Origin of the sequence: Allobosea eneae, assembly GCF_042657265.1 — a bacterium.
In the GTDB taxonomy this organism is placed as follows: domain Bacteria; phylum Pseudomonadota; class Alphaproteobacteria; order Rhizobiales; family Beijerinckiaceae; genus Allobosea; species Allobosea eneae.
Map to the genome: position 1 here is coordinate 15,558 of NZ_JBHSLW010000039.1, position 22,644 is coordinate 38,201.

General features: G+C 66.8%; 22 protein-coding genes. 9 read left to right on the forward strand and 13 right to left on the reverse strand.

The window, feature by feature from the left end; translation table 11 throughout:
• Positions 1-6 precede the first annotated feature (6 nt).
• A complete protein-coding gene (gene acpS, locus ACFPOB_RS22895; protein WP_377800692.1) occupies positions 7-411 on the reverse strand; it encodes a holo-ACP synthase in 405 nt (134 codons plus the stop codon).
• A 96-nt stretch (positions 412-507) separates the two neighbouring features.
• Between acpS and ACFPOB_RS22900 the strand changes: the two genes are divergently transcribed.
• On the forward strand, positions 508-921 hold the full coding sequence (locus tag ACFPOB_RS22900) for a GFA family protein (RefSeq protein ID WP_377800693.1): 414 nt from the start codon (positions 508-510) through the stop codon (positions 919-921).
• 18 nt (positions 922-939) lie between these two features.
• On the opposite strand, the gene ACFPOB_RS22905 is transcribed toward ACFPOB_RS22900, so the two are convergent.
• Complete coding sequence (locus tag ACFPOB_RS22905) at positions 940-1,695, reverse strand: pyridoxine 5'-phosphate synthase (protein WP_377800694.1); 756 nt, start codon at positions 1,693-1,695, stop codon at positions 940-942.
• A gap of 203 nt (positions 1,696-1,898) precedes the next feature.
• Here ACFPOB_RS22905 and ACFPOB_RS22910 point away from each other — a divergent pair, with 203 nt between their 5' ends.
• Complete coding sequence (locus ACFPOB_RS22910; RefSeq protein ID WP_377800695.1) at positions 1,899-3,599, forward strand: ATP-binding protein; 1,701 nt, start codon at positions 1,899-1,901, stop codon at positions 3,597-3,599.
• Between the two features lie 58 nt (positions 3,600-3,657).
• Here the strand turns inward: ACFPOB_RS22910 and ACFPOB_RS22915 are convergent, their stop codons facing one another.
• Complete coding sequence (locus tag ACFPOB_RS22915; protein ID WP_377800696.1) at positions 3,658-4,368, reverse strand: FMN-dependent NADH-azoreductase; 711 nt, start codon at positions 4,366-4,368, stop codon at positions 3,658-3,660.
• 118 nt (positions 4,369-4,486) lie between these two features.
• Here ACFPOB_RS22915 and ACFPOB_RS22920 point away from each other — a divergent pair, with 118 nt between their 5' ends.
• The 3 genes from ACFPOB_RS22920 to ACFPOB_RS22930 all read left to right on the forward strand — a co-directional run bounded on the left by ACFPOB_RS22920 (position 4,487) and on the right by ACFPOB_RS22930 (position 8,246).
• Positions 4,487-5,374 (forward strand): LysR substrate-binding domain-containing protein, encoded by an 888-nt coding sequence (locus tag ACFPOB_RS22920; RefSeq protein ID WP_377800697.1) that lies wholly within the window; start codon positions 4,487-4,489, stop codon positions 5,372-5,374.
• Positions 5,375-5,485: 111 nt separating this feature from the next.
• The gene (gene rpoZ / locus ACFPOB_RS22925; RefSeq protein WP_092158745.1) at positions 5,486-5,878 is read left to right on the forward strand and encodes a DNA-directed RNA polymerase subunit omega; all 393 of its coding nucleotides are present in this window, start codon (positions 5,486-5,488) and stop codon (positions 5,876-5,878) included.
• Between the two features lie 157 nt (positions 5,879-6,035).
• Positions 6,036-8,246 (forward strand): RelA/SpoT family protein, encoded by a 2,211-nt coding sequence (locus tag ACFPOB_RS22930; RefSeq protein WP_377800801.1) that lies wholly within the window; start codon positions 6,036-6,038, stop codon positions 8,244-8,246.
• A 119-nt stretch (positions 8,247-8,365) separates the two neighbouring features.
• On the opposite strand, the gene ACFPOB_RS22935 is transcribed toward ACFPOB_RS22930, so the two are convergent.
• A complete protein-coding gene (locus tag ACFPOB_RS22935; protein ID WP_377800698.1) occupies positions 8,366-9,208 on the reverse strand; it encodes a LysR substrate-binding domain-containing protein in 843 nt (280 codons plus the stop codon).
• Between the two features lie 122 nt (positions 9,209-9,330).
• On the opposite strand from ACFPOB_RS22935, the gene ACFPOB_RS22940 reads away from it, so the two are divergent.
• From ACFPOB_RS22940 to parC, 3 genes are all read left to right on the forward strand, one after another.
• The gene (locus tag ACFPOB_RS22940; protein WP_377800699.1) at positions 9,331-9,714 is read left to right on the forward strand and encodes a tautomerase family protein; all 384 of its coding nucleotides are present in this window, start codon (positions 9,331-9,333) and stop codon (positions 9,712-9,714) included.
• 161 nt (positions 9,715-9,875) lie between these two features.
• Complete coding sequence (gene recO, locus ACFPOB_RS22945; RefSeq protein WP_377800700.1) at positions 9,876-10,607, forward strand: DNA repair protein RecO; 732 nt, start codon at positions 9,876-9,878, stop codon at positions 10,605-10,607.
• 218 nt (positions 10,608-10,825) lie between these two features.
• Positions 10,826-13,072: a DNA topoisomerase IV subunit A gene (parC, locus tag ACFPOB_RS22950; protein WP_377800701.1), complete on the forward strand. Its 2,247-nt coding sequence runs from the start codon at positions 10,826-10,828 to the stop codon at positions 13,070-13,072.
• A gap of 176 nt (positions 13,073-13,248) precedes the next feature.
• Here the strand turns inward: parC and ACFPOB_RS22955 are convergent, their stop codons facing one another.
• The 6 genes from ACFPOB_RS22955 to ACFPOB_RS22980 form a co-directional block, all read right to left on the reverse strand.
• Complete coding sequence (locus tag ACFPOB_RS22955) at positions 13,249-13,854, reverse strand: hypothetical protein (protein WP_377800702.1); 606 nt, start codon at positions 13,852-13,854, stop codon at positions 13,249-13,251.
• An 88-nt stretch (positions 13,855-13,942) separates the two neighbouring features.
• Positions 13,943-14,956, reverse strand: a complete 1,014-nt coding sequence (locus tag ACFPOB_RS22960) for a DUF2336 domain-containing protein (protein ID WP_377800703.1) — start codon at positions 14,954-14,956, stop codon at positions 13,943-13,945.
• A 213-nt stretch (positions 14,957-15,169) separates the two neighbouring features.
• A complete protein-coding gene (locus ACFPOB_RS22965; protein ID WP_377800704.1) occupies positions 15,170-16,369 on the reverse strand; it encodes a UxaA family hydrolase in 1,200 nt (399 codons plus the stop codon).
• Complete coding sequence (locus ACFPOB_RS22970; RefSeq protein ID WP_377800705.1) at positions 16,366-16,683, reverse strand: UxaA family hydrolase; 318 nt, start codon at positions 16,681-16,683, stop codon at positions 16,366-16,368. Before ACFPOB_RS22970 ends, ACFPOB_RS22965 begins: the two co-directional genes overlap by 4 nt.
• A 145-nt stretch (positions 16,684-16,828) precedes the next feature.
• A complete protein-coding gene (locus ACFPOB_RS22975) occupies positions 16,829-17,476 on the reverse strand; it encodes an RraA family protein (protein ID WP_377800706.1) in 648 nt (215 codons plus the stop codon).
• Positions 17,477-17,715: 239 nt separating this feature from the next.
• On the reverse strand, positions 17,716-18,462 hold the full coding sequence (locus ACFPOB_RS22980) for an arginyltransferase (RefSeq protein WP_377800707.1): 747 nt from the start codon (positions 18,460-18,462) through the stop codon (positions 17,716-17,718).
• A 162-nt stretch (positions 18,463-18,624) separates the two neighbouring features.
• On the opposite strand from ACFPOB_RS22980, the gene ACFPOB_RS22985 reads away from it, so the two are divergent.
• Positions 18,625-19,455 (forward strand): class I SAM-dependent methyltransferase, encoded by an 831-nt coding sequence (locus ACFPOB_RS22985; protein WP_377800708.1) that lies wholly within the window; start codon positions 18,625-18,627, stop codon positions 19,453-19,455.
• Between the two features lie 7 nt (positions 19,456-19,462).
• On the opposite strand, the gene ACFPOB_RS22990 is transcribed toward ACFPOB_RS22985, so the two are convergent.
• From ACFPOB_RS22990 to ACFPOB_RS23000, 3 genes are read right to left on the reverse strand one after another with little or no spacing between them, the layout of a single operon-like run.
• On the reverse strand, positions 19,463-19,936 hold the full coding sequence (locus ACFPOB_RS22990) for an RDD family protein (protein WP_377800709.1): 474 nt from the start codon (positions 19,934-19,936) through the stop codon (positions 19,463-19,465).
• 59 nt (positions 19,937-19,995) lie between these two features.
• Complete coding sequence (locus tag ACFPOB_RS22995) at positions 19,996-21,240, reverse strand: threonine ammonia-lyase (protein ID WP_377800710.1); 1,245 nt, start codon at positions 21,238-21,240, stop codon at positions 19,996-19,998.
• A gap of 23 nt (positions 21,241-21,263) precedes the next feature.
• Positions 21,264-22,595, reverse strand: coding sequence for a branched-chain amino acid ABC transporter permease (locus ACFPOB_RS23000; RefSeq protein ID WP_377800711.1), 1,332 nt, complete (start codon positions 22,593-22,595; stop codon positions 21,264-21,266).
• Positions 22,596-22,644 lie beyond the last annotated feature (49 nt).

Sequence of the window (22,644 nt, forward strand, 5' to 3'; positions counted from 1 at the left end):
ACGAGGTCAGGCCTGGATCGGCCTGGCCTCGATCACCACGAAGGCTTGCGCCAGAGGCGGATCGTCGGTCAGCGAGACATGCACGACCGCCTCATGCCCCGGTGGTACCATCTGTGCGAGACGCGCTGCGGCGCCGCCGGTCAGCCGCATGGTCGGCCGCCCGCTCGGCAGGTTCACCACCTCCATGTCACGCCAGAACACGCCGGAGCGGATGCCGGTGCCGAGCGCCTTCGAGCAGGCCTCCTTGGCGGCGAAGCGGCGGGCATAGGAGGCCGCACGGGTGGCGCGGCGGTCGGATTTCGCCTGCTCGCCGGCCGTGAAGACGCGCTGCGTGAAGCGCTCGCCGAAGCGGGCGAGCGAGTTTTCGATGCGGCGGATGTCGCAGAGATCAGAGCCGATGCCGAGGATCATGGCGAGGGTTTAACCGGCGGCGCCGCCCTCGTCCATTGACCGGGGACTCGTTGCGACGCCGGCAATACGGTCGAGCGCAGCGAAGGGGAGGCCGACATGGCGAGGGGACAGTGCAATTGCGGCGCGGTTGCGTTCGAGGTCGATGCGCCGCTATCCGACGTTTTCGTGTGTCACTGCTCGATCTGCCGGCGCTTCACCGGCGGCAACGGCATCGCGGTCGTGGTCGTCGATAATCAGGTCTTTCGCTGGCTGCGTGGCCAGGATCAGATCAAGATCTGGAAAAAGCCCGGCGCCGATTGGCAAGCCTGCTTCTGTCGAACTTGTGGCTCTCCAGTGCCGGGTCCCAATGACGACCGGCGGACGTTCATTCCAGCCGGCCTCATTGACGAGGGCGGTGGTGCTTTGCGGGTCGCCCGCCACATATGGGTCGGCTCGAAGGCGGTATGGGATGAGATCGGTGACCTGGGCAGGCAGCACCGGGAGGGCTACTCGCCCGATCGAGCATCGTGACGCGCTGCCGCCGCCGGCTCATCGGCCGGCAGCACGGCCCTCGTCCATCGCCCGCCGCATCCCCGCGATCGCGGTTTCGAAGCCGACGAAGATCGCCTCGCCGACCAGGAAATGGCCGATGTTGAACTCGACGAAGGCCGGAATGCCGGCGAGCTGGCGCGCCGTGTCGTAGTCGAGCCCGTGGCCGGCATGGACCTCGAGCCCGAGCGAGGCGGCGAATGCCGCGCCTTTGGCGAGCCGCTCGAACTCGGCCTGCGCCTTCTCGGCATGGCTGTCGGCGACGGCGTGGCACCAGGTGCCGGTGTGGAGCTCGACGACCGGCGCGCCGAGCTTGGCCGCCATCGCGATCGGAGCCTCATCCGCCTCGATGAACAGCGAGACGCGGCAGCCGGCGTCCCGCAGCCGGGCGATCGGGGCAGCCAGCGCCTCAGCCTGGCCCACGACTTCGAGCCCGCCTTCGGTCGTGCGCTCCTCGCGCTTCTCCGGCACAAGGCAGGCGGCGTGCGGCCTGAACCTCTCGGCGAGGCCGATCATCTCCGTCGTTGCGGCCATCTCGAAATTGAGCGGTTTGCTGAGCTCGCTCGCGAGCCTTTGCATGTCGGTGTCGCGGATATGGCGGCGATCCTCGCGCAAATGGGCGGTGATGCCGTCGGCGCCGGCTGCGATGGCAAGATGCGCGGCACGCACCGGATCGGGCAGGGCGCCGCCGCGGGCGTTCCGCACGGTCGCGACATGGTCGATATTCACGCCCAGGCGCAAGCGGTTGCTGGTCATCATCGCCCCCTTCGTCCTTCGCCGTCTACGCCGCGGGCAGCAAGGGTTCAAGGCAAGGGATGTGATCGACGCCGTCAGTATTCTTGATCGATCATTGCGCGCATTGCGTGCAATTCCTGGCGATGCACGAAATACGCGGCGTGGCTGTTGTTAAGCCCTGGAAACTAGCCTTCGCAAAACCTCCGAGGCGTTTCCGGGCCATCATGCAGCTTCCCGCGAACCATCTGCAGTTCGAGAGCGAGATTGCGCCCGACCGGCGCGACCCGAACCGGTCGGCCGACCGCGCGCTCGGCCGCGTGATCGGCTGCTCCGGCTCACGCGCCACCATCGCGGCGAACGCGACGGGGCAGGGCGCGGCCGACGGCTGCGCCATCGGCCGGCTGATCTCGATCAGCCTCGGGAAGAGCCGCGTGGTCGGGCTGGTTTACGAGATGCGGGCGCTGGAGCCGATCTGGAAGGAGACCGGAACCAATGCGGTCGCGGTCGAGGTCGAGCTGCTCGGCGAGGTCGTCGATGGGCAGAACGGCACAGCGCGCTTCGACAGCGGCATCACCAGCTACCCGCCCATTGGTGCGCTGGCGCATCGCATCCGCTCGCGCGACCTGGAGCTCATTCATGATCTCGGCGAGCGCAAGAGCGTCGTCCTCGGCACGCTGACCCAAGACGCCTCGGTCGCAGCCAGCATCGACATCGAGCGCCTGCTCTCGCGCCACTTTGCCGTGCTGGGCACGACTGGCGTCGGCAAGTCGAGCGCCGTCGCCTTGATGCTGCGCAAGGCGATCGAGGCGAAGCCCAACCTACGGATCCTGATCCTCGATCCGCACAACGAATACGCCCACGCCTTCCCGGATAATTCGGCCCGGATCGATGCGAGCACGCTCGACCTGCCGTTCTGGCTGTTCCGCTTCGAGGAGTTCGCCGACATTGTCTTCCGCGGGCGTCCGCCGCTGGAGGACGAGGCGGAAATCCTGCGCGAGGTCATCGCCGTCGCCCGCAGCCGCTACCGCACCGTTTCCCCTCAGGACATGGCGCGCGATCTCGGTACCAGCCTGTTGAAGCGCCCGCTGGACCTGGGCGGTGCGCGCCGGACCGCCGAGGCCGGCGGGGCGGCCGGGCTGGCCGCGCCTTATCGCCTGGTCGATCTCTTCACCGCAATCGACGAGCTGATCGGCCTGCACGAGCTGCGCTATCCGCGCACGACCCTGCGCGCGCTCCGGGTGCGGCTGGAGACGCTGCATGGCGATCCGCGCTACGGCTTCCTCTTCGCCCATGCCAACAGCATGGAGACGATTGCGCCGGTGATCAGCCAGATCTTCCGGGTGCCGCATCGCGGCCGGCCGGTCACCGTGTTCCAGCTCGCCGGGCTGCCCTCGGAGGTCGTCAACGCAGTCGCGTCCAGTCTGGCGCGGCTCTCCTTCGATCTCGCCATGGCGAGCCGCGGCAGCTACGAGATCCTGCTGCTCTGCGAAGAGGCGCATCGCTATGTGCCGCAGGATCAGGCGCTCGGCTTCGCGCCGACGCGCCAGGCCATCGCCCGCATCGCCAAGGAAGGGCGCAAATACGGCGCATATCTCGGCATTGTGACGCAGCGCCCGGGCGAGCTCGACCCGACCATCCTGTCGCAATGCTCGACCGTCTTCGCCATGCGCCTCGGCAACGAGCGCGACCAGCAGATCATCCGGGCCGCCATCGCCGACGCCTCGGCCAGCACCATCGCCTTCCTGTCCTCGATCGGCAATCGCGAGGCGATCGCCTTCGGCGAGGCGGTGGCGACGACGATGCGCATGCGCTTCCTGGAGCAGCGGCCGGAGGAGCTGCCGGCCATGGCTGGCAGGATGCCGGGCCAAGTCGAGCCGCGTGAGCCGCTGGTCGAGGAGCTCGTTGCCCGCATGCGCGGGCTCTGAGGGCAGCGCCACGACCCGGTCGGCTTGGCTGCTTCACCGGATCGTCGCTGCGGTTCGGTCAGGCCATCACAGGCTCGCGCTCCACGACCTCGGCAGCATTCCGCGCCAGCTCCGCGACCAACCCATCGACCGCGGCCTCGGCCGCCGAGATCGACGCCCGCAGGCGCTCATCGCCGAACTCGTCATACTCGATGGCGATCGAATGGGTTTGCGTCAGGCCGAGATAGCTCATCGGCACGCTCAATCCGCGCTCGACCAGGTTGATGTCTCCAAGGCGCGCGCCGGGGTCGTAGCCGTAGTCGCCGCGCGAGGAGAGGATGACGAGGCGCTTGCCCGCCGGCAGCATCGGCCAATATGGCTCGCCCTGGCGGCTCCGGTCGAAGCCGAAGGTCACGCCGACGCGCACGACATTGTCGACCCAGGCCTTGAGCTGGGCGGGCAGGCCGAAATTATACATGGGGGCTCCGATCACGACCAGGTCGGCGCAGAGCAACTCCTGCACCAAGATATCGCTCTCGGCGAGGCAGGCTCGCGCCGCCTCGTCCCGGCGCTCGGGCCGGGTGAACGCTGCGGCGATCCAGTCGCCGCTGACGGGCGAGGGCGGCTGCCGGCCGACATCGCGATAGGTCACGCTGTCCTGCGGCCGTGCCTCCTGCCAGCGCTCGACGAAGCGGCGGGTCAGGCGGCGGGTGTGCGACCCGCGCGGGTCGATGCCGGATATGCCGGGGCGGGCGCTGGCATCGATCTGGAGGATATTGAGGGGTTGCATAACGATCTCCATGAACCCGAGCAGCTCATGCGAAGCTCTCGCTTTCCTTCAGATAGGTCGTTATCCATCTGTGCTACAAAGGCGAATTCCTCAGCTGATAGATGAGGTAATTTCATCTGTGACCAATCCCCGGAAACTTCCGCCGCTGGCCGCGCTGCGCGCCTTCGAAGCTGCGGCGCGGCATTTGAGCTTCCGGAAGGCGGCTGACGAACTGGCGGTGACGCCGACCGCGATCAGCCACCAGATGCGGCTGCTGGAGGCGACGCTCGGCCTGCCGCTGTTCGAGCGGCATGTCCGGCGCGTCTCGCTGACGCCGGCCGGCGCGCAGCTTTATCCCGTGCTCAGGGACGGTCTTGATAATTTTGCGCGGGCCATCGCCGCGCTGTCTCCGGCGCCCGCGCGCGGGGCGGTGACGGTCAGCGCGACGACACTCTTCACCGCCCGGCGCCTGATTCCGGCCCTGAGCGCGTTCCAGGCGCAATGGCCGCAATTCGCGCTGCGGCTGCACGCTTCGGACGACGCCGTCGATCTGGCCGGCGGTGCCGCCGACATCGCCGTGCGCTACGGGGCAGGGCCGTTCGCAGGTCTGGCCTCCGAGGTGCTGTGCCAGGACCGCTTCGGCGTCGTCTGCAGCCCTGCGCTCGGCCTGCGCGACTCTTCCGATCTCACCGCGGCGACGTTGATCCATTCGGAATGGCGGCGCCGGGACCTGCAGCCGGACTGGCGGCGCTGGCAGGCCTTGGCGCAGGTGCCGGGCCTGAATGTCGATGCCGGCCTGCGAATCACCGACGAAAGCCACGCCCTCCAGGCCGCGGTTGCCGGGCAGGGCGTCGTCATCGCCAGCCTGCTCTTGGTCGAGGACGAACTGTCGCGCGGCGTGCTCGTCCACCCGTTCGGCCCGGTGATCGAAGGGCACCAGTATCATCTGGTCGCCACAGAGGAGAACATGGCCAGCGCCGACGTTCAGGCTGTCCGGCAGTGGCTGAAGACGGTGGCGTCGCCATGATCGGGCGCGCTGCCGGCAAGCCGGTGCAAAACCTTGCATCGCAAGCGCTCAGCCTGTATGAGCGCCGTTCAACCTTTCCATCGCATCGCGCAAGATCAGAAGGAGCCGCGAATGGCTCGCGTCACCGTTGAGGATTGCATCGACAAGGTCGAGAACCGCTTCGAGTTGGTTCTGCTGGCGAGCCATCGCGCCCGCATGATCGCTTCGGGCTCCTCGATCCTCGTCCCGCGCGACAACGACAAGAACCCGGTCGTCGCCCTGCGCGAGATCGCCGACGAGAAGCTCACCCCCGAGGATCTCAAGGAAGACCTGATCCACTCGCTGCAGAAGCATGTCGAGGTCGACGAGCCGGAAGCCGACACGGTGCCGCTGCTGACCAGCAGCCAGCCGAGCGCGGCGACGCCCGATTCCGAGATCCAGTTCGACCGGATGAGCGAGGACGACTTGCTGCGCGGCCTCGACGGCCTCGTGCCGCCGACCGAGAGCGCCGACGACGAGGATTGAGCTGTCGGAAAGCGTTGACGATATCTGCTAAAGCCCGGCCCTGCCGGGCTTTTTTCATGCCCGTCCTGTGCGAATTCGCCTTGCCGGGGACTGGCGCCATCGTCGATATTGAAATGAATCCAGCTGAACTGAGCGGTGGAGTTGCGCCCGCATGGGCATGATGCGGCAATATGAGCTTGTCGACCGGGTCAAGCGCTACAACCCGAACACCGACGAGGAGTTGCTCAACCGCGCCTATGTCTACGCCATGCGTGCCCATGGCACGCAGAAGCGCGCCTCGGGCGATCCCTTCTTCGCCCATCCGCTCGAAGTCGCGGCGATCCTGACCGAGCTCAAGCTCGACGACGCCACCATCGTCGCCGCCGTCCTGCACGACACCGTCGAGGACACCGAGGCGACGCTGGAGGAGATCGAGACCCTGTTCGGGCCCGATATCCGCCGCCTCGTCGACGGCCTCACCAAAATCAAGAAGCTCGACCTCGTCTCGAAGAAGGCGGCGCAAGGCGAGAACTTTCGCAAGCTCCTGCTCGCCATCGTCGATGACATCCGCGTGCTGCTGGTCAAGCTCGCCGACCGGCTGCACAACATGCGCACGCTGCACTATGTGCCGCCGGAGAAGCGCCTGCGCATCGCCGAGGAGACGATCGAGATCTATGCCCCGCTCGCCGGCCGCATGGGCATGCAGGAGCTGCGCGAGGAGCTGGAAGAGCTCGCCTTCCGCCACATCAAGCCGCAGGCTCACGAAACCATCACCAAGCGGCTGGAGGAGGTGACCCAGCGCGAGGGCAAGGTCATTGGCGAGATCGAGAGCGATCTCAAGGCAAAGCTCGCCGAACGCGGCATCGAGGCGCAGGTCTATGGCCGGCGCAAGCGGCCCTATTCGATCTGGAAGAAGATGGAGCGCAAATCCGTCTCATTCGAGCAGCTCTCCGATATTTTCGGCTTCCGCGTCATCGTCGACAAGCCGGAGGACTGCTACCGCGTGCTCGGCATCGTCCACATGACCTGGCCGATGGTGCCGGGCCGCTACAAGGACTACATCTCGACGCCGAAGCAGAACGACTATCGCTCGCTACACACCACGGTGGTCGGCCCCGGCCGCCAGCGCGTCGAATTGCAGATCCGTACCGACGGCATGGACCGCGTCGCCGAATTCGGCATCGCCGCCCATGCCCGCTACAAGGACGGGCGCACGGCGGGCGTTGTCGCTGCCGCCGACGAGAGCCGCGCCTATCAATGGCTGCGCCGCACCGTCGATCTCCTGGCCGAGGGCGACAATCCCGAGGAATTCCTCGAGCACACCAAGCTCGAGCTCTTCCACGACCAGGTCTTCTGCTTCACGCCGAAGGGGCGCCTGATCGCGCTGCCGCGCGGCGCGACGCCGATCGACTTCGCCTATGCCGTCCATACCGATGTCGGCAACACCGCTGTCGGCGCCAAGATCAACGGCCGGATCGCGCCGCTCCTGACCGAATTGCAGAACGGCGACGAGGTCGAGATCACCCGTGCCGAGGGCCAGGCCCCGCCGGCCGCCTGGGAATCGCTGGTGGTGACCGGCAAGGCGCGCGCCGCCATCCGCCGCGCCACGCGCGTCGCCGTGCGCCGCCAATATGCCGGCCTCGGCCGCCAGATTCTGGAGCGTGCCTTTACTCGGGCTGAGCGGCCCTTCACCGACGACAAGCTCAAGGCCGCGCTGAAGCGGCTCGCCCGCACCGCTGTCGACGACGTGCTCGCGGCCGTCGGGCGCGGCGAGATGTTCTCCGGCGATGTGGTACGGGCGGTCTATCCCGATCTCGAGCCGGAGAAGCGCGCGACGGGCGGCGAAGCCAAGGCGGCGCCGCCCGGCAAGGGCTGGTTCGAGCTGCGTCAGGGCGAGAACCTCAAGTTCAAGCTGCCGAACGAGACGCCGGGCTCCGACGCGATCCCGATCCGCGGCCTTGGCGGCGACCTGCCCGTGCGCTTCGCGCCGGGCGGCGGCGCCGTGCCGGGCGACCGCATCGTCGGCATCCTGACGCCGGGCGAGGCGGTGACGATCTATCCGATCCAGTCGCCTTCGCTCGCCGCCTTCGACAATGAGCCGGAGCGCTGGCTCGATGTGCGCTGGGATCTCGACGACAAGCGCCCGCAGCGCTTTCCGGCGCGCATCCAGCTGAACTCGATCAACGAGCCGGGCTCGCTTGCCCAGATCACCACCACCATCGCCGAGCATGACGGCAATATCGACGCCGTCGCGATGGTTCGCCCGACGCCGGACTTCACCGACGTCACCATCGACCTCACGGTCTGGGACCTGAAGCACCTCAGCGCCATCATCAGCGAATTGCGCGAGAAGCGGGTGATCAGCCGGGTCGAGAGGGTGGTGGCGTAGCGCTCGTCATGCTCGGGCTTGACCCGAGCATCTCGGGCCGGAAGAGGCTCTTATCAGCGCCTTCGCGTCATGAGATTCTCGGGTCTGCGCTTTGCTCCGCCCGAGAATGACGGCTGATTTCACCCCGCCCGGAACGCGGCCGCCAGCTCCCTGACGAAGGCATTGGCGCGCGGCGTCGCGACATTGCTGCGCAGCACGACCTCGAAGGTGTCGAGCGCCGGCAACCCCCAGTCCGGCCCCAGATCGATCGCCCCGCGCGGCGCGATCCGCGCCGCCAGCGGCGAGACGCCGAGCCCGCCTTCGACCGCCGCCAGCACTGCCGCCATACCGCCGCCGATGAAGGCCTCGCGCCAGGGTAGGCCGGCACTGTCGAGCGCTTCCATAGCGTGGCGGCGCAGGCGGCATTCCGGCATCAGGCTGACCAGCGGCACCGGCCCATCCGGCTTCGTCAGCGACGGCGATCCGAACCAGCCGAAAGCGTCGCGGCGCAGCACCTCGCCGGTGCGGCCCGAGCCCAGCCGGCGGATCACCGCGACATCGAGCTCGCCGCGCTCGAAGGCCGTGTCAAGCGCTGTGGACGGTTCGATCCGCAAACCGATCACCAGCGAGGGGTCGTGCCTGGCGAGCCGTGCCAGTAGGGCGGGGGCGTCGGCTCCGACCGCCTGCTCGCTGATGCCGATGCTGATGCGCTCCTGAACCTGCTGGAAGGACGCCAGCGCCCGCTCATGCGCCGCCATCAACTCGCGCGCTGCCGGCAGGAAACGCTCGCCCTCGGCGGTCAGCCGGACGAGGCGCGGATGCCGCTGCAGCAGCAATTGGCCGAGCGCCTCCTCCAGCTTCTTGACCCGTGTGCTGATGAGAGACTGCGCCGTGCCCAGCGCCTCGGCGGCGCGGGTAAAGCTGGAGAGTTCGGCCGCATGCAGAAAGGCGCTGACGCCGTCGAGATCGAGTGTGTTGCCCATCATAAATCGAAAAATTAGATTACTGATATCGCCATTGATACGGTTTTCAGATTGTTGATTCAAGCCTAGTTTCTCAGGCGTCGGCGGCGAAGACCGCCCGCAACCCGCTAATGGAGCCTGTCATGCCTCTGATACGGATTTCGATGCGCCGCGGCCGTCCGGCCTCGCACCCCGCCGCCATCGTCGATGGCGTCTATCGCGCCCTGCGCACCACTTTCGAGGTGCCGGAGAACGATCTCTTCGCCGTGGTGCACCAGCACGAGGCCGAGGAGTTCATCTTCGACAACAACTTTTTTGGCTTCAACCGCAGCGACGCCCTGGTGATCATCCAGCTTACCGTCGCCAACACCCGTGGCGTCACCCAGAAGAAGGCGCTCTATGCCGCCATCGCCGAGAACCTGCAGAAGGAGCCCGGCCTGAAGCCGGACGACATCTTCATCAACCTTGTCGAGGTCAAGCGCGAGGACTGGTCGTTCGGGGGAGGGATCGCGCAGTACGTGGCGTGACGTTTTCCAGTACGGGTCATCCCGGACAAGCGGCGAAGCCGCGCCGATCCGTGATCCATTTCTGAACCGTTCCGGAATGGGTCCCGGGTCTACGCTTCGCTCCGCCCGGGACGACTCGCGCTATTTGACCTGCGCATAAGCGGGACCATAACTCTCCCCGCATGGAATGGAGCGACGAGGGCACGATCATCGGCGTCAGGCGTCATGGCGAGAACGCCGTGATCCTGGAGGTGATGACGCGTGACCATGGCCGCCATCTCGGCCTCGTCCGTGGCGGTCGCTCCAGCAAGCAACAACCGGTGCTGCAGCCCGGCAATCTCGTCTCGCTGAATTGGCGGGCGCGGCTCGACGAGCATCTCGGCGAGTACAAGGTCGAGCTTCTGACCTCGCACGCGGCGCGTTTGATGGCCCAGCCGGTCGCCCTCTACGGACTCGCCAATGTCGCGGGCCTGTTGCGGCTGCTGCCGGAGCGCGATCCGCATCCCGGCCTCTATGAGGGTCTGTCGGTGCTGCTCGCCCATCTCGACGAGATCGCGATCGCGCCGGCGCTGATGGTGCGCTTCGAGCTCGCGATGCTCTCCGAGCTCGGCTACGGGCTCTCCCTCGAACGCTGCGCCGTTACCGGCCTGCGCGAGGATCTCACCCATGTCTCGCCGAAATCCGGCAAGGCGGTCAGCCGCAAGGCGGCCGAACCCTATCTCGACCGGCTCCTCGCCTTGCCGCCCTTCCTGAGCGAGGGACAGGGTGCGCGCCGGCCGGCGCCGGCCGAGATCGCTGCCGGCTTCGCCCTGACCGGCTTTTTCCTGCGCCGCGACCTCTATGAGCCGCGCGGCCTGCAGGAGCCGCCCGAGCGGGCGCGCCTGCTGGAGCTGGCGGCGAGAATCCACGGCTGATTGCAGATTGCCGCAGCTTGATTCTTTGCACTTGCCCATGCGCCCCGGCATCGTCATGAGGAGTGATTCGTACCCTCCAGCCCTCATCCTGAGGAGCGATCGCAGATCGCGTCTCGAAGGATGCTCCAGTTGCCTCCTGAAGCATCCTTCGAGACGCCGCTTTGCGGCTCCTCAGGATGAGGGCTTAGAGAAGGTTAGGTCGGAAGGTCAGTAGAAGCATGGGCAAACCCGTCGAGCCGCCTCCGGAGGAGGAAGCCGAACGCGTCGATCTGAAGAGCGCACTCGAAGAGCGTTATCTCGCCTATGCGCTCTCGACGATCATGCACCGCGCCTTGCCGGATGCGCGCGACGGGCTGAAGCCCGTCCACCGCCGCATCCTGCACGCCATGCGCCTGCTCCGGCTGGATCCCGGTCAGGTCCACAAGAAATGCGCCCGCATCGTCGGCGACGTCATCGGTAAGTTCCACCCGCATGGCGACCAGTCGGTCTATGATGCGCTGGTGCGCCTCGCGCAGGATTTCGCCCAGCGCTACCCGCTCGTCGACGGCCAGGGCAATTTCGGCAATATCGACGGCGATAACGCCGCCGCCTACCGTTACACCGAAGCGCGCATGACCGAGGTCGCGCGCCTCCTGCTCGATGGGATCGAGGAGGACGCGGTCGATTTCCGCGAGACCTATAATGGCGAGGACGAGGAGCCGATGGTGCTCCCGGCCGCCTTCCCGAACCTGCTCGCAAATGGCTCGCAAGGCATCGCGGTCGGCATGGCGACCTCGATCCCGCCGCACAACGCCGCCGAGCTCTGCGATGCGGCGCTCTACCTGATCCAGCACCCGGACACGACGTCCGAGCAGTTGATGACCTTCGTGCCGGGGCCCGATTTCCCGACCGGCGGCATCATCGTCGAGTCGCGCTCGTCGATGGTCGAGACCTATCGCACCGGCCGCGGCGCCTTCCGTACGCGGGCGCGCTGGCATGTCGAGGATCAGGGCCGCGGCACCTGGCTCGCCGTCGTCACCGAGATCCCCTACATGGTCTCGAAGGGCCGGCTGATCGAGAAGATCGCCGAGCTGCTAAACGAGCGGAAACTGCCGCTGGTGGCAGACCTGCGCGACGAATCGGCAGAGGACATCCGCATCGTCATCGAGCCGCGTGCCCGCAATGTCGACGCCAACCTGATGATGGAATCGCTGTTCAGGCTCTCCGAGCTCGAAGCGCGCATTCCGATGAACATGAACGTTCTGACCGGTGGTTTGGTGCCGCGCGTGCTCGGTCTCGCCGAAGCCCTGCGCGCTTGGCTCGACCATCGCCGCGAGGTGCTGCAGCGGCGCTCGCGCTTCCGTCTCGGCCAGATCGAGAAGCGCCTCGAAATTCTCGCCGGCCTGCTGATCGTCTATCTCGACCTCGACCGGGTGATCAAGATCATCCGCGAGGAGGACGAGCCCAAGATCGAGCTGATGAAGGCCTTCGAGCTGACCGAGGTCCAGGCCAACGCCATCCTCGACACCCGCCTGCGCGCCCTGCGCAAGCTCGAGGAGATGCAGCTCAAGACCGAGTTCGAGGAACTGACCCAGGAGAAGGGCCAGATCGAGGGCCTGCTCGCCTCCGAGGCGCAGCAGTGGAAAACCATCTCCTGGGACATCCGCGAGGTGAAGAAGCTGTTCGGCCCGGAGACGGCGATCGGCAAGCGCCGTACGACCTTCGCCGACATGCCCGACACTGCCGATATCGACCTGACCCAGGCCATGGTCGAGCGCGAGCCGGTGACGGTGGTGATCTCGAAGAAAGGCTGGATCCGGGCGCTGAAGGGCCACGTGCAGGATCTCTCGACGCTGTCCTTCAAGGGCGACGACGCGCTCCGCACCGCCTTCTTCAGCGAGACCACCGCCAAGATCCTGGTGATGGCGACCAACGGCAAGGTCTTCACGCTGGAGGCCTCGAAGCTGCCCGGCGGGCGCGGCTTCGGCGATCCGATCCGGCTGATGATCGAGCTGGAGGAGAGCGCCGATATCGTCGCCGCCTTCCCGTACAAAGCCGGCCTGAAGCTGCTGGTCGCGACGACGGAAGGCCGCGGCTTCGTCGTCCCGACCGACGATGTCGTCGCCAACACCCGCAAGGGCAAGCAGGTGCTGAACGTCCAGGCGCCGGTCGAGGCGATGCTGGCGGTGCCGGCCGAGGGCGACCATGTCGCGATCATCGGCCAGAACCGCAAGCTGCTCTGCTTCCCGATCTCCGAGGTCGCGGAGATGAGCCGCGGCAAGGGTGTCAGGCTGCAGCGCTACAAGGATGGCGGGCTCTCGGACGCCAAGGTCTTCAAGCTGGAGGACGGTTTGACCTGGCTCGACACGTCTGGCCGGACCTGGACGGTGGCGCAGGCCGAATTGCTGGAATGGCTCGGCCACCGCGCCGAGGCCGGCCGCCTGCCGCCCAAGGGCTTCCCGAAGAACAATAAGTTCGGGGGGTGAGGGCAGGACGTCATGCTCGGGCTTGACCCGAGCATCTCGGGCCGGAGGAGTCTCCGATCGGCGTCTTCTCGTCAGGAGATTCTCGCGCCTGCGCTTCGCTCCGCCCTAGAATGACGCTGTTTCAAAGGCTTACGCCGGCAGCCTGAATCAATCCGTCAGCGTCTTGAATCGCATCGTCAACGGATCGCCGGGCCGACCACGCCAACCTCGAGCCCGAGCGTCACCTTGTCGGTCACTGCCCATTGCACCCCGGCGCGCGCCTCCGGCCTGACGGCGATGTCGGAGCGTGAGAACGGCGTCGAGAAAGCCGTCGCGCCATAACGGAAGGTCTCGTTGGCGGCGGACATGCCGACGCTCGTATAGAGCAGCACGTCGGGCGTCGCGAACACGCCGGCCTTGAGTTGGAATGCGCCCGCGATGTCGCGGGTATAGCTCGCCTGGTTGAAGCCTGGATTGTTGTAGCCGCCGAAGCTCGGCGCGAAGTCGAGCACTCCGGCGATGCCGTAGACGAAGTCGCCGTCGCGCCACATCTTGCCGCCTTCCAGCCCGATCACCGGGCCGGCCGATGTCCCGAAATGCTTCGAGCTGGTCACCTGGAAGCCGCTGGAGATGCGGGCATAGGAACCTTCCCATTTGACGCCGCCGGGCGACACGGTCGGCTGCGACCAGGCGAAGGAAGGCAGAATGCCGAAGCCGGAGAGCGGCAGGAAGGCCTGCGCCTGCGCCTGGGTTCCGAGCGTCAACAACGCGGCCAGGGCGGTGCCGCCCAAAAGAATCTTCATGCTAGGATTGCCAGCAGCCTGGATCATGCTCATGGCATAGCAGGAGAGGGCGCGATTGTCGCGCTTTTGTGGCGCGATGCCGACCGGCTTAGCTCACCTTGGTCTTGAGACGCAGGAAGCGCATCGTCCGCTCGGCGGTGGCCATGTCGAGCTGGACATAGTCGCGCAGGTCATCCTCGATGTCCTTCGCTTTGAAATAAAGACGGCGTGCCCGCAGTTCCAGGACGGCATGGAAGGTGCTCTTGCCGAGTTCCAATATGCGCGCTAGCACGGCGATGCCGCTGACATCGCGCTGCATCAGCACGCGAAGCGCCTGCTCATTGGTGATCTCGGCACTGGTCGCGATGACCTGGGCGAGGTGGAAGGCGCGGTCCTCCTCCGCCAGCATCAAGACGACATCGTCGAGCGTGCGGGTCTTTGCGCGCAGATCCGAGAGCAGCAGCTTGACTTCGAGCCTTTGCTGACGCGCCTGCTTGGCGAGCGTCTCGACATCCTGGTTGCGCTCCGACTGGTCGGCCATCTGTTCCATGATGCGCAATACGCGCTGGGCACGCTGCGGTGACAGGTCGGAGCGGCGCGACAGGGCTTCGCTCACCTCGGTATCGTCACCGCCGCGCTGCAGCAGCCGATCGAATCCGTGGTCGGAGAACTGGGCGCCTTCATTTCCGGAGACGGTTCTGAGCACCCTGCTGTCGCCGCGCTCGACCAGGATGTCGGTGACGCCCTCCGACAGGCGCGCACGTTCGGCGATGGCGGCGAGATGGGCCTGCGTCTGGCTGACGGCGATGGCGGCGAGATCCGTGTCGGTCAGGACAGGGGAGAGCTTGAGCACGAGTCGCGCGACCCCGGCGTCGGCGTCGTTCGCCAGCGAAACCGCAACCTGTCGCGGCAGCGTTTGCGTCTCGGCGACGGACTCGGCGTATTGCCGGCGATCGTCGCCGCCGAGATGCGGCAGCGAGCGCAGCGCGATATCGCCGTAGTGCTCCTTCGACTCCTGGCTCGGATCGCGATCGAGCAAGAACAGGTCGGTCACCGCGTTGAGGAGCTTGCGCCGCGATTCGGACGACATCTCCGCCGGCATGCGCGTGAGGGTCTGCAGCATGGATTCTTCCACAGGGCTCCGGCGGTATCCTCAGCCGGTTTCTGAAACATGCCGCAGCGGCGTTTGATTTAGTCTTAAGCCGGACGAAGAATCTTCAGTTTTTCAAAGTGTTATACAACTATTGCGTGTATTTCTGCATGATATCATCTCACTACGGGCATTTCGGCCGTGTCCTCGACCCCTACATCGAGCACGGGATGACTTGAACAGGTTTCAGGCTGCCGGCAGGCAGGCCGGTCCGAGCGGCTCGAAGCTCTTATAGGTCAGGATGAATTCCTGATGGCCGAGCTCTTCCGATTTGGTCCGGCCACCTTGCGCCAGCGAAACGACGAGGTCGCGGATCTCGGTGCCGACCTCGTCGAGGCTGGCCCGGCCTTCGAGGATACGGCCGGCATCGACATCCATGTCGTCGCTCATTCGGCGATAGGTCTCCGGATTGGCGCAGATCTTGACGACCGGCGAGATCGCCGAGCCGACCACCGAGCCGCGCCCGGTGACGAACAGCACGCAATGCGCGCCGCAGGCGATCAGCTCGGCGATCTCGGCATTGTCGTTGATGTTGGGGAAGCCGAAGCGGACCTCGCCATCCGGCACCACGTCGAGCAGATAGAGCCCGCCCCGCGGCGGCACGTCGCCCGGCTTGAGCAAGCCCGAGATCGGGGAGGCGCCGGACTTGGCGTAGGCGCCCATCGATTTCTCCTCGATGGTCGAGAGCCCACCCTCGGCATTGCCGGCGGCGAAGGAGCCGTAGCCCAGCGTCGCATAGTAGCGCGCCGCCTTGGCGACCGATTTCTCCAGCTCGACGCCGAGCTCAGGGGTGATCGCGCGCGCCGCCATGATGTGCTCGCAGCCGATCAGCTCGCCGGTCTCCTCGAAGATGCAGGCGGCGCCCTCGGCGATGAGCTGATCGAAGGCGCGGCCCGCCGCCGGGTTGCCGGTTATGCCGGAGGTGCCGTCGGAGCCGCCGCAGACGGTGCCGATCACCAGCTCGCTGACCTGCATCGGCACGGTCTCGGCAGCGTCGAGCGCGATGCGCTGCTCCTCGACCCAGCCGCGGCCCTCCTTGATCGAGGCGCGGGTGCCGCCGGTGCCCTGGATCACGATGGTCTTCGCCGGCCGGCCGGTGGCGCGCACCGCCCGCTCCAGCGCATATTTATTGAAGCTCTCGCAGCCGAGCGAGACCAGCAGCACCGCCCCGACATTGGGATGGGTACAGAGCTGCTCCATCATCTTCTCGGCATAAGGGTTGGGATAGCAGCCCGGGAAGCCGATGGCGTGGACCTCGTGCTCGCGCCAGGGCAGGGCGATCTCGCGCGCGACATGGTGGGCGCATTCGACCAGATAGGCAACGGCGACGACATTGCGGATGCCCTTGCGGCCGTCGCTGCGGAGATAGCCTCTGAGCTCGCTCATTGCGTCGCTCCCGCCTTGCGCTCGTCCTCGAGATGATAGGTCGGCGTGTAGTCGCTCTTCATGTTCTGGACATGGACGTGGTGGCCGGCGGCGATCGCGATCGTCGCCACGCCGATCGGCGCGCCGTATTTCAGGATCTTCTCGCCGGGCGCGATGGCGCGCCGGGCGATCTTGTGGGCGAGGGCGATGTCGCGGTCGATCACCGCCGGGCCCGTGCCGGTCTCGATCGGCTCGCCTGCCGGCAGGCGGGTGCGCGCGACGAAGACGTTGTCGCGCGGGTCGAGCAGGATCAGGCGGGGATCGTGGGCTGACATCTTCTCCTCCGATCACTTCATCGTGGTCATCCCGGGCGACCGCAGGGAGACCCGGGATCCATTCCTGAACGGTTCAGGCATGGGTCCCGGATCGGCGCCGCTGGCGCGGCTTGTCCGGGACGACTTGCACGAGATGGTCCAGAACTCAGAACTTGCCGAACTGCAGATAGGCCTGCTGGGGATCGGTGCCGGCGAGGATCGCGGTGCGGACCTTGTTCTCGGCCGAGATCGCCGTCTCGGACTTCTCCAGCACTTCCTCGATGATCTCCAGGGGGATGCGGACGACGCCGTCACGGTCGGCGAGGATATAGTCGCCGGGCCGGATCCAGACCTCGCCGATCTTGATCGGCTCGTCGACCGCCTTGGGCAGCCAGACGCCGACGATATCGCGCGGGGTATAGGCCTTGAAATAGGCCTGGAAGCCCATCTCGACCATGAATTCGGTATCACGCGACAGGCCGTCGATGACGCAGCCGCGCACGCCCTTGTTTTTCAGCGTCTCGGCCGAGAGCTCGCCCATCAGCGCGACCTCTTCGGTATTGGGCTGGCAGACCCAGACATGGCCGGGCTTGGCGGCGGAGAGCAGGCCGGTCCAGCCGAGCAGGGTCTCGTGCGCATCGAACTCGCCGGTCTTGCCCTCGACGGTGAAGGCCGGGCCGGCGAGCTTCACGCCGGGCAGCAGCGGGCGCAGCGCCGGCGGCAGGGTGAAGTCCTTCAGCCCCATGGCGCGCATCGTATCGTGGATGATGCCGGTGTAGCAGCGTTCGAGGCGCTCGGTCAGCGTATCCGTCATGGTTCCTCCGGTGCGGCCGTTTCGGCGGCCTTGCAGGCACCTTGCGCAGCGGGAGCTCAGCAGGCAAGTGCGGATTTTGCAGCGCAGCCGCGCGCATTAAACGATTTAAACTGCGATTCTCGTCATGCTCGGGCTTGACCCGAGCATCTCATGCGAGAGGGGGCTCCTGTCAGCGCCTTCTCGTCCAGAGATTCTCGGGTCTGCGCTTCGCTTCGCCCGAGAATGACGCACGACAGGCGTCAGCCCACCCGTTCCCAGCCCTGCGGCATCAGCCGTTCCTGCGGCAGGAAGCGGGCCTTGTAGGCCATCTTCGGCGAGTCCTCGACCCAGTAACCGAGATAGACGTAAGGCAGGCCGAGCTTGCGGGCGCGCTCGACATGCTCGAGCACCATGAAGGTGCCGAGCGAGCGGGCCTCGAGGGCGGGATCGTAGACCGAATAGACCATGGAGAGCCCGTCGCTCAGCCGGTCGGTCAAAGCGAAGGCGAAAAGGTCGCCCTGGCCACGGCCGGTGAAGCCGCTGTCGGGGCCGCGCCTGCGGTATTCGATCAGGCTGGTCTCGACATGGGTGTCCTCGACCATCATGGCGAAGTCGAGCGCCGACATCGTCGCCATGCCGCCTTCGGGATGGCGGTCGTCGAGATAGCCGCGGAACAGCGAGTAGTGCTCGGAGCGCGGCTGCGGCGGCAGCGCCTCGCCGATCAGGTCGCTGTTGCGCGAAGCGATCTTGCGGAAGCTGCGCGAGGGCCGGAAATCGGCGACGACGATCCTGACCGAGATGCAGGCCCGGCAGGTCTCGCAGGCCGGGCGGTAGGCGATGCTCTGCGAGCGCCGGAAACCGCCTTGCGAAAGCACGTCGTTGAGGTCGCGCGCCCGCGCGCCGACGAGGTGCGTGAACACCTTGCGCTCCTCGCGGCCCGGCAGATAGGGGCAGGGCGTTGGCGAGGTCAGATAGAATTGCGGGGCATCCCGCAAGGGACGTGTCACGTCGGGGCGCCTCCCGAACCGCCGAATTTGGACTGAGTTTAGCAGTCGGCGCGCCGGCAACAAGCGGCAAGCCTGCGGCGGGGGCGCCGCATGGGATAACTCGCGCGCCGATGCTAGTCTGCGCGCGAGGATGCCGGGAAGCCCCCGGAACAGAGGGATCGAATGCAGACCGAAACGGTCGCGTTGACCCGCGAGAAGGAAACCCTGCTGATCACGCTCTGGGCCAAGGCCGGCGAGAGCCTGCTGCCCGATTCCCTGCTCAAGGATCGTTTCGCCGCCGAGGCTGCGACTCGCATCGACTATGATTTCGCCAGGCTCAAGGTCAACCGCGACCTGATGGTCGGCCTCGCCATGCGTGCTCATGCGCTCGATGGCTGGACACGCGATTTTCTCGCCAGGCACCCCGAAGCTCTGGTGCTGCATCTCGGCTGCGGACTCGACAGCCGCGTCTTCCGCATCGATCCGCCGGCCGGTGTCGATTGGTACGACATCGACTATCCGGATGTCATCGCGCTCAGGCAAAAGCTCTACCCGGCGCGCGACGGCTATCATCTGATCGGCTCGTCGGTGACGGAGCCAGGCTGGATCGCCGGGCTGCCGCGGGATCGCCCGACGATGATCGTGGCCGAGGGGCTCTTGCTCTATCTGCCGGAAGAAGAGGTGCCATTGCTGCTGGAGCGGCTGGTGCAGCGCTCCCCGAGCGGGGAGATCGTCTTCGACGCCTATAGTCCGTTCGGCCTCAAGCTGATCGCGATGCAGCCCTCGATCAAGGCGACCGGCGCGGCGCTGCACTGGTCGCTCGACGATCCCTGCGAGCTCGAGCGGCAGGTGCCGGGACTGGAGCTGGTGACCGAAATGACGGCCTATGACCCTGATGGTTACGATCCCGCCCAGATCGCTCGTATGTCGTGGCCGGCACGCCTTGCGATGCAGTTCTTCTCGTTGATCCCGCCGCTGGCCCGCATCGGCCTGCTGCTGCGCTATCGCTTTTGAGATCGGCTCAGGCGCGCACTACCACGAGCCCGGTCAGGATGTCGTGGCCGAGGCGCCGGTCCTCGCGCACCAACCCGCAGGCGACATCGAGGAACCAGAGGCCGACCGTGCCAGCCGCGACATAGAAGAACAACGCGTGCACCGCCGCCGCCAGCGCATCCGGCCGGCCGCCCGAGACGGTTTCGACCCGCAAGCCAGCCATGCGCATGCCGAGCGTCGCCTGCTTGCGGCCGCCGATGGTGATGGCGGCATAGCCGAGCGCGACCGCGATCGTCGCACCACCCATCAGCAGCCAGGTCAGGCCGAAGGTCAGGATGCCGAGGACGAAGAGCAGGAACCAAACGATGCTGCCGAGGATGAACAGCACGACGACGTCGCCGATCCAGGCGAACAGGCGCGAGCCGAGCACGCCGCGCGTATCCTGCAGCGGCCGGTCCTCCAGCGCGACGATCGGCGGCTGGCGATAGGACGGGTTCGACATCGACGTTGAATTCCTCATTGCTCAGGGGCCATGATGGCCCACCGGACGATAATGTTTGATCAGCCGGCCGGTTCCGCAAGGCCGCGCGGATAGATTCGCCGTGGCGCGAAGCCTTCCTGGCGCAGTGCTTCCTCGATCGCGGCGGTGTGCGCTTCGTCGCGGGTCTCGATGGTGACGTCGAGCATCACGCCCTTTGCGGGAACGTCGAGGAAGAGCCGGCCATGGCTGACCTCGAGGATGTTGGCGCCGAGCGTGCCGAACAGGCTCGCCACCTTGCCGAGCAGGCCCGGCCGGTCGCTAGCGGTGAGGCGGAAGGCGGCGATGCGCTGCTCGCGCTCGAGTTCGCGCACCATGATCGCCGCGAGCAGGCGGGCATCGATATTGCCGCCGCAGAGCACGAGCCCGACCTTGCGCCCGCGATAGCGCTCCGGCTCCTTCAGCATCGCGGCGAGACCGGCGGCGCCCGCGCCTTCGGCAAGCGTGTGCTGCAAGGTCGCATAAGCGTTGACGGCGCGCTCGATCAGGTCCTCGCCGACGAGGACGATATCGGAGACCAGTTCCTTCACCACCGGCAGGGTCTGCGTACCGACGGTCTTGACCGCGATGCCCTCGGCCAGTGTGGCCCCGCCGATCGGCATCTGCGCGCCATGCACGGCGTTGTGAAACGAGGGGTAGAGCGCCGCCTCGACGCCGATCATCTCGATCGACGGCTTCAGCGCCTTGGCCGCCACGGCATTGCCGGCCATCAGCCCGCCGCCGCCGAGCGGGATCAGCAGCATGTCGAGATCGGGCGCCTCGCGCAGCATCTCGAGCGCGACCGTGCCCTGGCCGGCCATCACCGCCGCATCGTCATAAGGGTGGACGAAGACCAGGCTCTTCTGCGCGGCGATCTCTTGCGCCTTCTGCGCGGATTCGTAGAGCGTCTCGCCAAACAGCACGACTTCGGCGCCATGGGCGCGGGTGTTCTCGACCTTCACCAGCGGCGTCGTCTCCGGCATCACGATCGTCGCCGGGATGCCGAAGCGCCGGGCGTGATAGGCCACTGCCTGAGCATGGTTGCCCGCGGACATGGCGATGACGCCGCGACGCTTTTCGTCGTCGGTGAGGCTCAGCAGCTTGTTGACCGCGCCGCGCTCCTTGAAGGAGGCGGTCGCCTGCATGTTCTCGTGCTTGACGAAGATCTCGGCCCCGGTCAGCGCAGAGAGGCGCGGCGCCGGCATCAGCGGCGTCTTCAGCACATGGCCTGCGATAGTCTGCGCAGCCGCCTTGATATCGGCGAAGCTGATCGCGAAGCCGCTATCCATCCGTTACCCCGTCGTATCGTTTGTCAGACCTGGCGCGGCGTCAGCGCGCCGTCGCCGAAGAAGCCGCCGGGGCGCAGGATCAGCGTCACGGCGAGCAAGCTATAGACCGCGATGTCGCGCTGTTCGAGCGGCATCGTCGCCGACCACAGCACTTCGAAGGCGGCGATGGCGAGCCCGCCGAGGCAGGCGCCTGGCACCGAGCCGATCCCACCGAGCACCGCCGCGACCAGCGCCTTCAAGCCCAGCGTGAAGCCGCCGGAAAAACCCATCCCGCCATAGATCACCGTGACGATGACGCCGGCGGCGCCGCAGATCGCACAAGCGATGATCAGCGCCCGATCATGGACGGCGCCGGTGTCGACCCCGAACAGCGAGGCGGTCCTTGCATCGTCGGCGACCGCCCGCCAGGCCCGGCCATAGGCCGAGCGGGCGAGGTAAAGGATGAGGCAGGTCGCGGCTGAGAAGCCGAGCGCCGCCATGGCGAGCGAGACAGGCGTCGCGGTGACGATGAACTGCTCGGCCCGCGCCAGCGGCCATGGCTCGTTGAAGACCGGCGGCAGCCAGCGCAATTCGGCGCCCTGCGCCAGGCGCAAATATTCCGAGAGCGCGATGGCGAGCCCGATCGTCGCGATCAGCACCTGCTGGCCATTGCGCTTGTTGAGATGGCGCAACACGAAACGGCCCATGGCGAAGCCGTGGAAGGCAGCCACGGCGATCGCGACGGCAAAGGCGATGAACAGGCCCGAGACCGGCGTCGAGACTGAAAGCGACAAGGTCAGCGCCACGCCGACCACGGCGGCGAGCGCGCCGAGCGCCGAGAATTCGCCGAAGGTCAGGATGATCCGGCCGTTGAGCCCGTAGATCAGCGCATAGGCGCTGGCGAGCAGCGCGTAGATCGCGGCCGATGGCAGGGCGGCGAGTCCTTGTTGCAGGCCATAAGCGAGGCCGGGAGAGAGGCTGATGAGGTCGGCGCCCGCCGACATGCCGGGATCGACCGGCGGCTCGGCCTTGTATTCGAGATAGAAGCGCCGCAGCAGCAGGAAGCTGGCGTCGGTCATCGGCACGCCGTCGGACGCTAGGCCCGCCAGCGCGCCGCGCTGTAGCGCAGTGCCTTCCCCAGCGAAAATGCAGTCGATCGTGCGCCGCCGGGGCTGCTCGCCCGGCGCCTGCGCCCGGTACACGATACGCAGGATGTCGGCGCGCGGCCCGGTACCACTGCCTTCGATGGTGATGACGGCGTCGGTCGGGTTCAGCGCCGGGATCGCCAGCCGGCAGGCGCGAATCTGATCGGTGTCGAAGCGCCCGCAGGCGGCGAGCGCGAGGCAGAGCAGAATCGACGTGAGCAGGGCGCGCATCGCGGCGGAAGCTAGCCTGCTTCACAACAGGGCGGAACAGCGCTCGTGC

Excerpts from the sequence above, each read along its gene's own strand:
- recO (WP_377800700.1), top strand. The coding sequence starts at position 9,876 with ATGGAATGGAGCGACGAGGGCACGATCATCGGCGTCAGGCGTCATGGC.
- acpS (WP_377800692.1), bottom strand. The coding sequence starts at position 411 with ATGATCCTCGGCATCGGCTCTGATCTCTGCGACATCCGCCGCATCGAA.
- rpoZ (WP_092158745.1), top strand. The coding sequence starts at position 5,486 with ATGGCTCGCGTCACCGTTGAGGATTGCATCGACAAGGTCGAGAACCGC.
- ACFPOB_RS22910 (WP_377800695.1), top strand. The coding sequence starts at position 1,899 with ATGCAGCTTCCCGCGAACCATCTGCAGTTCGAGAGCGAGATTGCGCCC.
- ACFPOB_RS22970 (WP_377800705.1), bottom strand. The coding sequence starts at position 16,683 with ATGTCAGCCCACGATCCCCGCCTGATCCTGCTCGACCCGCGCGACAAC.
- ACFPOB_RS22900 (WP_377800693.1), top strand. The coding sequence starts at position 508 with ATGGCGAGGGGACAGTGCAATTGCGGCGCGGTTGCGTTCGAGGTCGAT.
- ACFPOB_RS22995 (WP_377800710.1), bottom strand. The coding sequence starts at position 21,240 with ATGGATAGCGGCTTCGCGATCAGCTTCGCCGATATCAAGGCGGCTGCG.
- parC (WP_377800701.1), top strand. The coding sequence starts at position 10,826 with ATGGGCAAACCCGTCGAGCCGCCTCCGGAGGAGGAAGCCGAACGCGTC.
- ACFPOB_RS22975 (WP_377800706.1), bottom strand. The coding sequence starts at position 17,476 with ATGACGGATACGCTGACCGAGCGCCTCGAACGCTGCTACACCGGCATC.
- ACFPOB_RS22960 (WP_377800703.1), bottom strand. The coding sequence starts at position 14,956 with ATGCTGCAGACCCTCACGCGCATGCCGGCGGAGATGTCGTCCGAATCG.
- ACFPOB_RS22990 (WP_377800709.1), bottom strand. The coding sequence starts at position 19,936 with ATGTCGAACCCGTCCTATCGCCAGCCGCCGATCGTCGCGCTGGAGGAC.
- ACFPOB_RS22915 (WP_377800696.1), bottom strand. The coding sequence starts at position 4,368 with ATGCAACCCCTCAATATCCTCCAGATCGATGCCAGCGCCCGCCCCGGC.
- ACFPOB_RS22935 (WP_377800698.1), bottom strand. The coding sequence starts at position 9,208 with ATGGGCAACACACTCGATCTCGACGGCGTCAGCGCCTTTCTGCATGCG.
- ACFPOB_RS22905 (WP_377800694.1), bottom strand. The coding sequence starts at position 1,695 with ATGACCAGCAACCGCTTGCGCCTGGGCGTGAATATCGACCATGTCGCG.
- ACFPOB_RS23000 (WP_377800711.1), bottom strand. The coding sequence starts at position 22,595 with ATGCGCGCCCTGCTCACGTCGATTCTGCTCTGCCTCGCGCTCGCCGCC.
- ACFPOB_RS22965 (WP_377800704.1), bottom strand. The coding sequence starts at position 16,369 with ATGAGCGAGCTCAGAGGCTATCTCCGCAGCGACGGCCGCAAGGGCATC.
- ACFPOB_RS22940 (WP_377800699.1), top strand. The coding sequence starts at position 9,331 with ATGCCTCTGATACGGATTTCGATGCGCCGCGGCCGTCCGGCCTCGCAC.
- ACFPOB_RS22930 (WP_377800801.1), top strand. The coding sequence starts at position 6,036 with ATGATGCGGCAATATGAGCTTGTCGACCGGGTCAAGCGCTACAACCCG.
- ACFPOB_RS22985 (WP_377800708.1), top strand. The coding sequence starts at position 18,625 with ATGCAGACCGAAACGGTCGCGTTGACCCGCGAGAAGGAAACCCTGCTG.
- ACFPOB_RS22955 (WP_377800702.1), bottom strand. The coding sequence starts at position 13,854 with ATGAAGATTCTTTTGGGCGGCACCGCCCTGGCCGCGTTGTTGACGCTC.